This window comes from Streptomyces silvisoli, from assembly GCF_029269905.1.
GTDB classification, from domain to species: Bacteria; Actinomycetota; Actinomycetes; order Streptomycetales; family Streptomycetaceae; genus Streptantibioticus_A; species Streptantibioticus_A silvisoli_A.
Window position 1 is genome coordinate 25,706 of sequence record NZ_JARJBC010000015.1, and the last position, 13,352, is coordinate 39,057.

Below are 13,352 nucleotides of genomic sequence, written 5' to 3' on the forward strand. Positions count from 1 at the left end.
CTTTGGACACCAACGGTACCCGTCCGTCGGGGCGGCTCGGGAGGGTGTCCGGTGAACGTCGGGTGCGTCGGTGGGACAACGGGTCGCGCCGCGCCGCGGGTCATCCGGTGGTCGAGCCGCCCAGCACCAGGTCGACCGGGCGGGGCGCCGCGTCACCGCTCCTGACCATCAGCTTGATGTGGTCGCCGGGCGTGTGACTGCGGGTGCGCACTATCAACTCGGCGCCGGTGTGCACCGGTTCGCCGTCCACCTGGGTGATGATGTCGCCCGGCTTGAGCCCGGCGTTGGCGCCGGGGCCGCCCGGGGTGACGGCGGGCGCGCCGTTCGGGCCCTGGTCGGCGATCCGGGCGCCGTCGCCGACGTAGCGCATGTCGACGGTGACACCGATCACCGGATGGACGGCCTTGCCGGTGTTGATCAGCTCCTCGGCGACCCGCTTCGCCTGGTTGATCGGGATCGCGAAGCCAAGCCCTATGCTGCCGCCCTGGCTTCCGGCGCCGTCCGGTGAGCCGTTGTCCGCCGCGCGGATCGCGCTGTTGATGCCGATGACCTGGGCCTGGGCGTTCATCAGCGGGCCGCCGGAGTTGCCGGGGTTGATCGGTGCGTCGGTCTGCAACGCGTTGACGTAGCTGACCTCACCGGCGCCGCCCGCGCCGCCGGACGCGGTGATCGGCCGGTCCTTGGCGCTGATGATGCCCGAGGTGACGGTTCCCTCAAGGTCGTAGGGGGCGCCGATGGCGACCACCGGGTCGCCGACCCGCACCGACTCGGAGTTGCCGAGCGGCAGCGGCTTGAGGCCGGACACCCCGCCGACCTTGATGACCGCCAGGTCGTCACCGGTGTCCCGGCCGACGATGGTCGCCTTGTGGGTGGCGCCGCCGCTGAACGTGACCGAGATGTCGCCGCTGGAGGAGGCCGGGGCCACCACATGGTTGTTGGTGAGGATGTGGCCCTGGGTGTCCAGGACGAACCCGGTGCCGGTGCCCTCCTCGCCGTTGCCCTTGACGTGGATGTAGACCACGCCCGGCAGTGTGCGGGCGGCGATCCCGGCGACGGTTCCCGGCGCGCGCCCGCCGTGGTCGGCGGGCGCCTGCGGCAGGGTGATCCCCGGGCCGGCTTCCTGCCGCTGGACGTACGCACCGGCGACCCCGCCGATGAGCCCCGCGATGATCGCGGCCGCCGCGACCGCGACCACCAGCCCGCGCCGCTTGGGCGTCGGCGTGGGCTGCGCGGGCGGCGCCCAGGGGTCGTACCGGTGCCAGTCGCCCGGCGGCGGGGCCGCCGGGGGCGCGGCGGGATAGGCGGGCGGCGCCGTGGGGCGCTGCACCGGCGGCGCGGGCGCCCAGGGCCCGGGGCGGCCGTACGGCGGGGTGCCGTAGGGGTCCGCGGGATGCCGCGGCGCGGCGGCGTCCGCCGGGTGGCCGGCGCCCGCCACCGGCGCGGCGTAGGGGTTTGCGGGCACGGGCTGGGAGGGGGGCACGGCGGGAGCGGGCGGGATGGCGGGCCGGTCGGACGGTTCGGCGGCCTGGGAGGGTTCCGGCGCGGGCTCCTTCGACAGCGACGGCCGTTGCGCGGCGTCGGCGGGCGTGGGCGGCGTGCCGTCGGGGCGGTCCCCGGAGTCCGGACCCGCGTCGGCGCCGTCCGCCGGCGCGGGCTGGGCGGGAGCCGGTTCGGCCATCTGGGGGACCCCGGCGGGCGCCTCGGGGTCGGACGGCGCCGTGGGGTCCTGGGACCGCGGCGCCTCCTGCGGGCGACTCCACCAGTGCGGCCGGGCGGCCTTCCCCTCGTCCATGTTCTCCCCTGTTTTCCGCGGTCCCCCCGGCACGGGAGGACTCAGCAGCCTCTCCCACCTCTCAGCCCACACCCGTACCCCCGAGGGCGCAACGCGGCAGGCTACGCACCCGGAATTCAATCAGGCATACCAAGGCGCATCAGCGCGCGGGGCCGCGGCCCAGCAGCGGCAGCGGGGACGGCGCCACCGACCGGGCGGTCAGCGGCATGGGCGGCTGCGGCACCGCCTCCGGAGTGGTGGAGGCGAGCGACACCGGCTCGCGGCCACCCTGCGGCAGCAGCATCGGCGCGGAAACCGACAGGGGCCTGGCGTGCGCCGCGGACCCCCTGAGCAGCCCGCCCGGCCGCTCCCGGCCCGCCAGCAGCGCGCCGTTGCCCCCGCCGAGCGGAGTGACCGCGGAGCCTCCGCCCGCGTCGGCCGCACCGCCGCCCTCGACCGCGGCGTCCAGCGGCAGCGCGCCGCCCAGCGCGATCGCCGCCAACGAGAAAGCCCCGGCCGCCGCGAAGGCGAACCGCCGCCCGCGCGAGGCCGCCCGGTTGACGTCATGGATGCGGAACCGGAAGCCGTCCAGCCGCCCGCTGGACGGCGTCAGCGCGCTGGCCCCGCTCGGCGGCAGATACCTCTCCGCGCCCTCCCGGTGCCCGAACGGCCGGTACTCGTCCCGTGCCCCCGGCCGCTCCGCCGGGCCGAACTCGTCCTGCGGCCCGAACAGGCCGCCGCCGAAGTACGGGCCGTCTCCACCTCCGGGGCCGTTGGCGGGCAGCCCCTGCAACCGGGCCAGCAGCCCGGCGGACAGCGCGGGGGGCATCGCGTCGGCGACCGCGTTCTTCAGCCGCCGCTGCTCATCGGCCTCCGCCTTGCACTGCTCGCAGGTGGCCAGATGGGCCAGCACGCGCTCGCGCGTGTCGTCGCGCAGCTCGCCGTCGACGAACGCCGCCAGGCGGTCGCCGAGGTGTTCCTCAGCCGTCGAGCGGGCCGCGCCGCTCGTACCACTTCGGAATGGGCCTTTGCCGCTCACGCTCTCCCCCGCGTCGCCGGTCCTTCGCTGCTCTGTGCGCCCGCGGTCACCGCGGCCATCGCGCGCCCGGGGCGGGCGGCGGGCGCACGGTGCTGCAGGGCGCTGCGCAGGTGGGAGCGGCCGCGGTGGATGCGGCTGCGGACGGTACCCAGCTTGACCCCGAGGGTGGCCGCGATCTCCTCGTACGACAGGCCCTCGATGTCGCACAGCACCACCGCCGCCCGGAACTCCGGCGCGAGGGTGTCCAGCGCCTGCTGGACGTCCGCGTCGAAGTGGGTGTCGTTGAAGTGCTGCGCGGGCGATGGCTCACGGCTGGGCAGCCGCTCCGCCGCGTCCTCGCCGAGGGCGTCGAACCGGATCCGCTGACGGCGCCGCACCATGTCCAGGAACAGGTTGGTGGTGATGCGGTGCAGCCAGCCCTCGAAAGTGCCGGGAGTGTAGGTGGACAGCGACCGGAAGACGCGGACGAAGACCTCCTGGGTGAGGTCCTCGGCGTCGTGCTGGTTGCCGGTCAGGCGGTAGGCGAGGCGGTAGACCCGTGCGCTGTGCGTGCTGACGATCTCCTCCCAGGAGGGCGGAGTCCACGTCTCGCCGTCGGTCCCGAAGGAGGCCGTGGCGGCGAACGTCGCGGTGGCGTTCACGGGCGCGGTCTCGGAGCCTGCGGTGGCGGCGGTGGCACGGTCAGCGTTGTTGTTCACGGATCTCGGCTGCCCGGCCGACCGACGGAAACGCCTGAGCACTCCCCGGTCACCGTCGGCAGCCGCACCTCCCCTGTCGGCTCTGGTGGTGTCCAGTAGAGCCCCTACCATATCCACCTCGCCCGTTAGCTCCGGATAAGCAACATTGTCCCGGCTCTGGTCCGTTGGAACCGTCGGTGAATACGGAAGCCCTGCGCGTTCTCCCGTACCCATCCCACCAGCGTCAACGCACGGTCCCCTCCGCAGGTTCCCGTCGGCAGCGGATACAGTCGCCGAGCGACTTCACGCACGACCGCGGGGACAAACGGGGACAGGAGAGGGCCATTACCGGCAACCGGCAGGCGAGCTGGGCGTTCGCGGACGCCTTCGTCGCCGAGGACGAGGCGCTGCTACGGGCCCGGGAGCGCGCCCGGGAGGTTTGCGTGCGCTCTGTCTCCCCCGGCACCGGCGCCGCCCTGCGGATGCTGGCGGCGACCGCGGACGCCCGGGTCGTCGCGGAGATCGGCACCGGGGTCGGGGTGTCCGGCATCCACCTGCTGCACGGGATGCGCCCGGATGGTGTGCTGACCACGGTGGACACCGAGCCGGACCGCCAGCAGCTGGCCCGCGAGGCCTACCGGGAGGCGGGCTTCGCGGCGAACCGCGCCCGGTTCATACCCGGCCCCGCCCTGGATGTCCTGCCACGGCTCGCGGACGGCGGCTACGACCTGGTCTTCTGCGACGGCGACCGGCTGGAGTACCCGCAGTACCTGGCCGAATCGTTGCGCCTGCTGCGGCCGGGCGGACTTGTCTGCTTCGAGGGGGTCTTCGCCCAGGGCCGGGCCATGGACGCCGCCCACCAGGAGACCGAGGTGCACGGGGTGCGTGAGGTGATGCGCGTGGTGCGCGACAGCACGGCGCTGGTACCGGTACTGCTGCCCACCGATGACGGGCTGCTGTGCGCGGTGAAGAAAGGGACATGAAGACGGCTCCGGGCTTTTGCGAACACATCCCGGTGTTCACAAAAGCCCGGAGCCGGAAAATCCGAAGGTCCGAGCCGCGCTCGCGGCTCATGACGCCGTATTTCAGACGACTACCTTCTCCAGGGCCTCGCCCAGGGCCTTGGCCTCATCGGGTGTCAGCTCGACGACGAGTCGTCCGCCGCCTTCGAGCGGAACGCGCATGACGATGCCCCGCCCCTCCTTTGTCACCTCGAGCGGGCCATCACCCGTCCGCGGCTTCATGGCCGCCATGCTCGTTCCCCTTCCTGAAACCAGCTCCTCGCAACCGGCGGCCCAGGCGCCGCCGGACTCGAACACATTGGTTCCAGGCCATTATCCCGCATGCCAGTCCCCTATGACCAACATCGGGGACAGGCCACGCGACGACACCCGCTCGCAAAACCACCCAATCCGGCGAGGTGGCTGCGATACTCCCGCCCCTCGTTCCGCTTCGGGCCGAACGAGCTGAACGGATTCTTTGACGCAGGTCACATGTCGGCCCGTGACGATCTCCGGCATGCTGACCGCAGCGCACACCGCGCCACAGCCGCGACGGAGGGGACTGACTGCCATGGCCGACACCGTGCTCTACGAGGTGGCCGAAGGGCTCGCGACCATCACCCTGAACCGGCCCGAAGCGATGAACGCCCTCGACAACGAGACCAAGGACGCGCTGCGGGACACCCTCCGGGAAGCGGCCGCCGACCAGTCCGTACGGGCGGTGCTGCTCACCGCGACCGGTCGGGCGTTCTGCGTCGGCCAGGACCTCAAGGAGCACGTCGGCACGCTGCGCCAGCCGTCCGCACCGGGCGGCAAGACGATGAGCACCGTCCAGGAGCACTACAACCCGATCGTCACGGCCATCGCGACCATGCCCAAGCCGGTGGTGGCCGGGGTGAACGGGGTCGCGGCGGGCGCGGGCGCGGGGTTCGCCTTCGCCGCCGACTACCGGGTGGTGGCGGACTCCGCCAGCTTCAACACGTCCTTCGCCGGGGTGGCGCTGACCGCCGACTCGGGGGCGTCATGGACGCTGCCGCGCCTGGTCGGCCCGGCACGCGCCGCTGACCTGCTCATGTTCCCACGCAAGATCACCGCGCGGGAGGCGTTCGAACTCGGCATCGCGCAGAAGGTGGTGCCGGCCGAGGAACTGCCCGCCACCGCCCTGGCGGTGGCCCGCGAGCTGGCCGAGGGGCCGACGGTCGCCTACGCCGCGATCAAGGAGTCGCTCGCCTACGGGGCCTCGCACTCCCTGGTCGACACCCTGGCCAAGGAGGACGAGTTGCAGGAGCGCGCCGGAACCTCGGCGGACCACCGCATCGCGGTGGAGGCCTTCCTGAACAAGGAGCGGCCGAAGTACATCGGCCGCTAGCCGTTCGGGCCGCGCCCCGGCGGGGGGGCGCAGCCCCCGCTACCGGAAGTCGCAGGTCGCCAAATGGTCGTTGACCAGCCCGCACGCCTGCATCGTGGCGTACGCGGTGGTGGCACCGATGAAGCGGAAGCCGCGCTTCTTGAGGTCCTTGGCAAGGGCGGTGGACTCCGGCGTGGTGGCCGGAACATCGGCGATCGTCCGCGGCGCCGGACGATCGCCCGGTGCGTAGGACCAGATGAGCGCGTCCAGGCCGCCCTCGTAGGACTCGGCGACGTCGAGGACGGCGCGGGCGTTCGCGATGACCGCGTCGATCTTGGCCCGGTTGCGGATGATGCCGGGATCGGCGAGCAGCCGTTCCCGGTCGGCGTCGGTGAACCTGGCCACCGCCTCCGGCCGGAAGTCCGCGAAGGCGGCACGGAACCCGGCCCGGCGCCGCAGGATCGTCAGCCAGGACAGACCGGACTGGAACGCCTCCAGCGACAGCCGCTCGTACAGCTCCACGTCGCCGTGCACCGGATGCCCCCACTCGGTGTCGTGGTACGCCCGGTAGTCCGCGTAGCCGTCCGCGTCCCGCGCCCAGGGGCAGCGGGTCCGTCCGTCGGCGCCGGTGACCGGCCCGCCCTCAGTCATGCGGCTGCTCCCCGTTCGCCGCGGCGTCCCGCGGGTGCTCCTTCACCAGTGACGGCGCGCCGAGCGCCGCGTCCTGGGCTCCCGCCAAAGCGGCCTCCAACTCGGCGATGCGCGCGTCCCGTTCGGCCAGTTCGGCGGCGAGCCGGTCGAGCACGTCGTCCACCGCGTCCATCCGGTAGCCGCGCAGCGTCACGGCGAGCCGCAGGTCGTCGATGTCGGCGCGGCTGACCGGCCGGTCCCCGGGCAGCGGGTCCGACAGGCGGTCCGGCTCGGCGTCGCGCAGTGTGCCCCCGTCACCGAGCACCGCGACGGCGACGGCGCCGACCACCGCGACCAGCGCGATGAGCATGAACCAGAACAAGACGATCTCTCCCGGGTCCGGCCTCAATACCTGAAGCGTCGGTGCCTTTGGTGTCCAAGTGTCCGCCCCGATCGTGCCATGCCGCGCTGTAGACGGTCGTGCGGCGGGCGACGGGTTAGGGTCGCGACGGGCGCATCGAGGAGTGTCGGCACCGGGTGGAGCTCCCGTGCGCGGGGCGGCCGATCGAGGAGGGCGTGAACAGCATGCTGCGGTTGGGCAAGCGCGAGTTCGGGGACCACGAACCGGTGATCATGGCGATCGTGAACCGGACGCCGGACTCCTTCTACGACCGGGGCGCCACCTTCACCGACGAGGCTGCGCTCGCCCGGGTGGACCGGGCGGTGTCAGAGGGTGCTGCGATCATCGACATCGGTGGGGTCAAGGCCGGTCCCGGGGAGGAGGTGTCGGCCGAGGAGGAGATCCGTCGTACGGCCGCGTTCGTCGCCGAGGTGCGCCGGCGGTTTCCGGACGTGGTGATCAGCGTCGACACCTGGCGGCACGAGGTCGGGGAGGCCGTCTGCGAGGCGGGCGCGGACCTGATCAACGACGCGTGGGGCGGGGTGGACCCGAAGCTGGCCGAGGTCGCGGCGCGCTTCGGGGTGGGCCTGGTGTGCACGCACGCGGGCGGCGCCGAGCCGCGAACCCGCCCGCACCGGGTGAGCTACGAGGACGTGATGGCCGACATCCTGCGGGTCACCCTGGGGCTGGCGGAACGGGCGGTGGAGCTGGGGGTGCGGCGGGACGGGATCATGATCGACCCCGGCCATGACTTCGGGAAGAACACCCGGCACTCGCTGGAGGCGACCCGGCGGCTGGGCGAGATGGTGGGCACCGGCTGGCCGGTGCTGGTCTCGCTGTCGAACAAGGACTTCGTCGGCGAGACCCTGGACAAGCCGGTCAGGGAGCGGCTGCTGGGCACGCTGGCGACCACCGCCGTCTCGGCCTGGCTGGGCGCCAGGGTCTACCGGGTGCACGAGGTCGACGAGACCCGCCAGATCCTGGACATGGTGGCCACCATCGCGGGCCACCGCCCTCCGGCCGTGGCCCGCCGCGGCCTGGCTTAACGGCGGCCCGCCCTGGGACGGGGCCGCCGCCGCTCAGCGGTCCGCCTCCTTGGTGACGAACTTGACCGCCTCGTCCACGTCGTCGGTGAGCTGGAACAGCTCCAGGTCGTGCCGGGACGCCTTGCCCTCGGCGACCAGGGTGTCCCGTACCCAGTCCACCAGGCCGCGCCAGTAGTCCACGCCGAACAGCACGATCGGGAAGCGGGTCACCTTCTTGGTCTGGACCAGTGTCAGCGCCTCGAAGAGTTCGTCCAGCGTGCCGAAGCCGCCCGGCAGCACGACGAACCCCTGCGCGTACTTGACGAACATCGTCTTGCGCACGAAGAAGTAGCGGAAGTTGATGCCCACGTCGACATAGGGATTGAGCCCCTGCTCGAAGGGCAGCTCGATGCCGAGGCCGACCGAGGCGCCGCCCGCCTCGCACGCCCCCTTGTTGGCGCCCTCCATCGCCCCGGGACCGCCCCCGGTGATCACCGCGTACCCGGCCCCGGCCAGCGCCCGTCCGATGCGTACCGCCGCCTCGTACTCGGGCGAGTCGGCGGGAGTGCGGGCGGACCCGAACACGCTGATCGCGGGCCCGAGTTCGGCCAGCGCGCCGAAGCCCTCGACGAACTCGGACTGGATCCGCATCACCCGCCACGGATCGCCGTGCAGCCAGTCCGTCGGCCCCTGGCTGTCCAGCAGCCGCTGGTCCGTCGTACCCGTCTGGACCTGGCCCCGGCGCCGCACCACCGGCCCGGTGTGCCGCTCCGGCCAGCCCTGGCCGCAGGGGACGGCCTCGGCGGTCGCGTTCGCCGCCGCGGCGGCCTCCTGTGCCTCGCGCAAGCTGCGCTCCCGCCCCGGGTCCTCCGCGTTGCCACTGCCCACGTCGTACCGCTCCTTCCCGCGCCCGGCCCGTTGCGGGCCACCGATTGCAGCGTACGTACCCAGGGCCCGCTACGCCCCCAACCAGTGGCGCAGCCGGTCCTCGCACTCCAGGATCGCCGAGGTGGCCACGTGTTCCTCACGGGTGTGGGCGAGCTTGGGGTCACCGGGACCGTAGTTGACGGCCGGGATGCCGAGGGCGGAGAACCGGGCCACATCGGTCCAGCCGTCCTTCGGCGCGGGCTTGCCGCCGATCGCCGCGACGAACGCGGCGGCGGCCGGATGCGACAGCCCCGGCATGGCACCCGGCGCGGAGTCGGTGAGCACCACGGTGAAGCCCTCGAAGACCTCCCGCACGTGCGCCAGCGCCTCCTCCTCCGAACGGGTGGGCGCGAAACGGTAGTTGACGGTCACCGCGCAGCTGTCGGGGATGACGTTGGTGGCGTGACCGCCCTCGATCAGCACCGCGTTCAGCCCCTCGCGGTAGGTGAGCCCGTCGATCTCCACCCGCCTCGGCCGGTACTCCGCGAGCCGTGCGAGCACCGGCGCCGCGGCGTGGATGGCGTTCTCGCCGAGCCAGGCGCGCGCCGAGTGGGCGCGGCGGCCGGTGGTCTCCACCCGTACCCGCAGGGTGCCCTGGCAACCGCCCTCGACCAGCGCGTCGGTGGGCTCCATCAGCACCGCGAAGTCACCGGTGAGCCAGTCGGGGCGGTGCTCGGCGAGCCGCTTGAGGCCGTTGAACTCGGCCGCGATCTCCTCGGCGTCGTAGAAGACGAAGGTCAGGTCGCGGTTGGGCTCGGTCAGCGTGGCGGCCAGCCGCAGTTGGACCGCGACGCCGGACTTCATGTCGCTGGTGCCGCAGCCGTGCAGCACCCCGTCCACCAGCCGCGACGGCACGTTGTCGGCGATCGGCACGGTGTCCAGGTGCCCGGCCAGTACGACCCGCTCGGCCCGCCCGAGGTTGGTGCGGGCCACCACCGCGTCGCCGTCCCGGTCGACGGTCAGGTGCGGCAGTTCGCGCAGCGCCTGCTCGACGGCGTCCGCGAGCGGCTTCTCCGCCCGGCTGACCGACGGGATGTCGACGAGCTGTGCGGTGACGGCCGCCGCGTCCTGGCTGAGATCGAGTGCGGGTGTGCTCATGTCGGCGACCCTACCTGGGGCCATCCCGGGCCGGGTCCGGGAATTCGGCGGTGCGGCGGGCTCAAGTACGGTGTCGTCCGTGCCCGTGTACCAGCCATCGCACCAGACCTCCGGGGGCACTCGTGCCCCGCGCGGCCGTCGCATCCGGTGCGCCGCCGCGCTGCTGGCGCTGCTCACGGTGGTGGGGTACGTGGTCTTCGTGGACTGGACGGGTTCGCACGGTCTGGACTGCTACGTGGAGGCGAACGGCACGCGACTCGGCCTCCAGCAGCCGCAGGCGGCGAACGCGGCGACGATCGGTGCCGTGGCCTCCTCGCGCGACCTGCCGGAGCGGGCGCTGACGATAGCCCTGGCGACGGCGATGCAGGAGTCGAAGCTGCACGACATCAAGGGCGGCGACCGCGACTCGCTGGGCCTGTTCCAGCAGCGCCCGTCCCAGGGCTGGGGCACCGCGGAGCAGATCCTGGACCCGGTCTACTCGTCCGGGGAGTTCTTCGACGAGCTGGTCAAGATCCCCGGCTACTCACGGCTTCCGCTGACCGCCGCCGCGCAGAAGGTGCAGCACAGCGGCTTTCCGCAGGCCTACGCCAAGCACGAGGCGGACGCCTCGATGCTGGCCGCCGCGCTGTACGGGCGGGAGCCCAGCCTGAGCTGCCGGGTGCCGTCGGGCGGCAGCCCGGGCGATCCGGTGGCGGTACGGCAGCGGCTGGCGCGGGAGTTCGGCGCGCAGGTGCTGGAGCGGCAGGGCAGCGCGGACGGCGCCCCGGCCGAGGCGGCGGGCACGGGCGCCCTGCCCGGAGACACCAGCGGCTCCACGGTGACGGTGCCCGGCGACGCGGCCGCCGACCCGACGGACGAGGACCCGACGCAGCACGGCTGGGCGCTGGCGCAGTGGGCGGTGGCGCACGCGCCGGAGCTGCGGATCGCCGAGGTGGCATATCGCGGCCGGATTTGGCGGGCACGGGAATCCGGCAGCGGCTGGGTGAAGGACGCGGCACGGCCCGGACATTCGTACGGGGATGTTCGGATCACCGTCGAGCACTAGTCGCGCAAAGTTCCGGATGCTACCCCGCAAGGGGAATACGGAGCGCTCGGCAAGACTCCTTGAGCACCCCGCCCGCGCATTCCCCGCAATCCCTCAACTCCCTTGGGGCACCTGCGCGGTGACGTTTCCTCCGCCGCCCGAGAACCAGCAGGAATGCCCTATTCTCCCGAAAGTCTATTATGCGACACATTGCCAACTCTTTACCTCGAACAACCGCAACTTTAGGGCTTCTCACGCGGTAGTCACGGCGTCCGCCTGCGGACATCTCATGTCCTCATCTCTCCGTAAAAGGAGCACCATGTCTCTCCCCCTCAAGAGCCGGATCGCCCGGGCCGCCGTGCTGGTGGCGGCGGCTGCCCCCGTCATCGGGATGGGCGCCAGCGCTGCGCAGGCCGCCGAGCTGCCCGCGACCAACGGCCTGAGCGGACTGAGCAGCCCGGAGACCATCCACAACGCCGACACCACCGCGCACAAGGCCGTGGGCGTGGTCAACGAGGCGGGCTCCAACGCGGCCAAGACGGTGCTGCCCGCCGCCACCAACGCCGTCAGCAAGACCGGCCAGAGCGCCGGCCCGGCCGCCAACAAGCTGGTCGGCCAGGCCAACCAGACGGCCGGCAACGTCGTCGGCGGCGCCGCCAAGTCCGCCACCGCCAGCAAGCTGCCGACCAGCAACCTCCCGGTCGGCGGCGCCGACCTGCCGTCCCTGGGCGGCTGACAGCACGAACAAGCGTGAGGGCCTGGGAAGCGTGTGCTTCCCAGGCCCTCACGCTTGTTCGTGCGGCCCTACGCGTCGCCGCCCAGTCGGCGCACCGCCTCGGCCACCCGCTCGTCGGTGGCCGTGAAGGCGATGCGTACGTGCCGCTCACCCGCCGGGCCGTAGAACTCTCCGGGTGCCACCAGAATGCCCTGCTTGGACAGGTCGCCGACGGTGTCCCAGCACGGCTCGTCGCGGGTCGCCCACAGGTACAGCGAGGCCTCGCTGTGCTCGATGCGGAAGCCGGCGCCCTCGAACGCGGTGCGCAGCGCGGCTCGGCGGCGGGCGTAGCGCTCGTACTGCTCGTCCGCGTGCGCCTGGTCGCCCAGCGCCGCGATCATCGCCCGCTGCACCGGCGCCGGGACGATCATCCCGAGGTGCTTGCGTACCGCCAGCAGCTCCTTGACCACCGCCGGGTCACCGGCGAGGAACGCCCCCCGGTAACCGGCGAAGTTGGACCGCTTGGACAGCGAGTGCACGGCGATCAGGCCGTCATGGCTGCCGCCGCAGACCTCGGGGTGCAGGATCGACACCGGCTCGGTCTCCCAGCCGAGTTCGACGTAGCACTCGTCGGAGACCACCAGCACCCCGTGCTCGCGTGCCCAGGCCACGATCCGGCGCAGCTCGGCGGCGTCCAGGGTGCGGCCGGTCGGGTTGGACGGGGTGTTGAGCCAGAGCAGCCGGACACGCGTGGGGTCGAGGTCCGCCACCGGGTCGGCATAGGTGACCGCCTCGGCGCGGGCCACCAGCGCCCCGATCTCGTAGGTCGGGTAGGCCAGCTGCGGATAGCCGACCTGGTCGCCCTCGCGCAGGTCGAGCAGTACCGGCAGCCAGCCGACGAGTTCCTTGGAGCCGATCAGCGGCAGCACCGCGGCGGGATCCGCGTCCACCGCGAGCCGCCGGTGCAGCCAGCCCGCGATCGCCTCGCGCAGCGCGGCCGTGCCGTACGTCAGCGGATAGCCGGGGCTGTCGGCGGCGTCGGTCAGCGCCTGCTGGATCACTGCGGGCACCGGATCGACGGGGGTGCCCACCGACAGGTCCACCACACCGGAGGGGTGCGCGGTGGCCGCGGTCTTGTAGGGCTCAAGGCGGTCCCAGGGGAAGACCGGAAGGCGGTCAGTCACTCGCGCCACGTACAGCTCGCTTTCTCGCGTGCTACGCCATCGGTCCCGTACGGCCCACAGCCGTACGGGACCGACGCCATCATCGATCGCTATGCGGACCGGTAGTCAGCCGACTTACCCGTGGTCCTGGTTCTGCGGCGGCAGGGCGGCGATGAACGGGTGGTCACGTTCGATCAGGCCCAGCTTGGAGGCACCACCCGGCGAACCCAGCTCGTCGAAGAACTCGACGTTCGCCTTGTAGTAGTCCTTCCACTCCTCGGGGGTGTCGTCCTCGTAGAAGATCGCCTCAACCGGGCAGACCGGCTCGCAGGCCCCACAGTCGACGCATTCGTCCGGGTGGATGTACAAGGACCGCGAGCCCTCGTAGATGCAGTCGACGGGGCACTCCTCGATGCATGCCTTGTCCTTGACGTCGACACAAGGCTGCGCGATGACGTAGGTCACGCTGTCGTTCCTCCTCGATAGGGCCGGCGGACCGGTGCGGCTCCGCCGCGTGGCGCGCGGGAGCGCGGC

At 72.5% G+C, this 13,352-nt stretch carries 15 protein-coding genes; 5 read left to right on the top strand and 10 right to left on the bottom strand.

From position 1 onward, the window contains the following. Nucleotides 1-100 precede the first annotated feature (100 nt). The 3 genes from P3G67_RS22595 to sigE all read right to left on the bottom strand — a co-directional run bounded on the left by P3G67_RS22595 (nucleotide 101) and on the right by sigE (nucleotide 3,619). On the bottom strand, nucleotides 101-1,792 hold the full coding sequence (locus P3G67_RS22595; RefSeq protein ID WP_276095095.1) for a trypsin-like peptidase domain-containing protein: 1,692 nt from the start codon (nucleotides 1,790-1,792) through the stop codon (nucleotides 101-103). Between the two features lie 139 nt (nucleotides 1,793-1,931). Further along, on the bottom strand, nucleotides 1,932-2,810 hold the full coding sequence (locus P3G67_RS22600) for an anti-sigma factor family protein (protein ID WP_276095096.1): 879 nt from the start codon (nucleotides 2,808-2,810) through the stop codon (nucleotides 1,932-1,934). Further along, entirely contained in the window at nucleotides 2,807-3,619 is an 813-nt protein-coding gene (gene sigE, locus P3G67_RS22605; protein WP_276095097.1) for an RNA polymerase sigma factor SigE, read from the bottom strand. The genes P3G67_RS22600 and sigE overlap by 4 nt, the downstream gene beginning before the upstream one ends. A gap of 311 nt (nucleotides 3,620-3,930) precedes the next feature. Here sigE and P3G67_RS22610 point away from each other — a divergent pair, with 311 nt between their 5' ends. Next, complete coding sequence (locus tag P3G67_RS22610; protein WP_269853400.1) at nucleotides 3,931-4,470, top strand: O-methyltransferase; 540 nt, start codon at nucleotides 3,931-3,933, stop codon at nucleotides 4,468-4,470. A gap of 102 nt (nucleotides 4,471-4,572) precedes the next feature. Here P3G67_RS22610 and P3G67_RS22615 read toward each other — a convergent pair whose 3' ends face one another. Next, a complete protein-coding gene (locus P3G67_RS22615; protein WP_126915881.1) occupies nucleotides 4,573-4,740 on the bottom strand; it encodes a DUF3117 domain-containing protein in 168 nt (55 codons plus the stop codon). Between the two features lie 319 nt (nucleotides 4,741-5,059). On the opposite strand from P3G67_RS22615, the gene chcB reads away from it, so the two are divergent. Further along, the gene (gene chcB / locus P3G67_RS22620) at nucleotides 5,060-5,857 is read left to right on the top strand and encodes a 2-cyclohexenylcarbonyl CoA isomerase (protein WP_269853401.1); all 798 of its coding nucleotides are present in this window, start codon (nucleotides 5,060-5,062) and stop codon (nucleotides 5,855-5,857) included. 39 nt (nucleotides 5,858-5,896) lie between these two features. On the opposite strand, the gene P3G67_RS22625 is transcribed toward chcB, so the two are convergent. Together P3G67_RS22625 and P3G67_RS22630 are read right to left on the bottom strand one after the other, a co-directional pair. Next, nucleotides 5,897-6,487, bottom strand: coding sequence for a DNA-3-methyladenine glycosylase I (locus tag P3G67_RS22625; RefSeq protein WP_276095098.1), 591 nt, complete (start codon nucleotides 6,485-6,487; stop codon nucleotides 5,897-5,899). Continuing rightward, entirely contained in the window at nucleotides 6,480-6,848 is a 369-nt protein-coding gene (locus P3G67_RS22630; protein ID WP_276095224.1) for a DivIVA domain-containing protein, read from the bottom strand. The genes P3G67_RS22625 and P3G67_RS22630 overlap by 8 nt, the downstream gene beginning before the upstream one ends. A gap of 203 nt (nucleotides 6,849-7,051) precedes the next feature. On the opposite strand from P3G67_RS22630, the gene folP reads away from it, so the two are divergent. Further along, a complete protein-coding gene (folP, locus tag P3G67_RS22635; protein ID WP_269853890.1) occupies nucleotides 7,052-7,912 on the top strand; it encodes a dihydropteroate synthase in 861 nt (286 codons plus the stop codon). A gap of 33 nt (nucleotides 7,913-7,945) precedes the next feature. On the opposite strand, the gene P3G67_RS22640 is transcribed toward folP, so the two are convergent. Together P3G67_RS22640 and dapE are read right to left on the bottom strand one after the other, a co-directional pair. Next, nucleotides 7,946-8,779: an LOG family protein gene (locus P3G67_RS22640; RefSeq protein WP_391858320.1), complete on the bottom strand. Its 834-nt coding sequence runs from the start codon at nucleotides 8,777-8,779 to the stop codon at nucleotides 7,946-7,948. Between the two features lie 69 nt (nucleotides 8,780-8,848). After that, nucleotides 8,849-9,916 (bottom strand): succinyl-diaminopimelate desuccinylase, encoded by a 1,068-nt coding sequence (dapE, locus tag P3G67_RS22645; protein WP_276095099.1) that lies wholly within the window; start codon nucleotides 9,914-9,916, stop codon nucleotides 8,849-8,851. 85 nt (nucleotides 9,917-10,001) lie between these two features. On the opposite strand from dapE, the gene P3G67_RS22650 reads away from it, so the two are divergent. Then, nucleotides 10,002-10,961, top strand: coding sequence for a hypothetical protein (locus P3G67_RS22650; protein WP_391858325.1), 960 nt, complete (start codon nucleotides 10,002-10,004; stop codon nucleotides 10,959-10,961). Between the two features lie 298 nt (nucleotides 10,962-11,259). Further along, complete coding sequence (locus P3G67_RS22655; protein ID WP_276095101.1) at nucleotides 11,260-11,676, top strand: ATP-binding protein; 417 nt, start codon at nucleotides 11,260-11,262, stop codon at nucleotides 11,674-11,676. A 68-nt stretch (nucleotides 11,677-11,744) separates the two neighbouring features. On the opposite strand, the gene dapC is transcribed toward P3G67_RS22655, so the two are convergent. Then, nucleotides 11,745-12,848, bottom strand: coding sequence for a succinyldiaminopimelate transaminase (dapC, locus tag P3G67_RS22660; protein ID WP_276095102.1), 1,104 nt, complete (start codon nucleotides 12,846-12,848; stop codon nucleotides 11,745-11,747). A gap of 105 nt (nucleotides 12,849-12,953) precedes the next feature. Then, on the bottom strand, nucleotides 12,954-13,283 hold the full coding sequence (gene fdxA / locus P3G67_RS22665; RefSeq protein WP_269853408.1) for a ferredoxin: 330 nt from the start codon (nucleotides 13,281-13,283) through the stop codon (nucleotides 12,954-12,956). Nucleotides 13,284-13,352 lie beyond the last annotated feature (69 nt).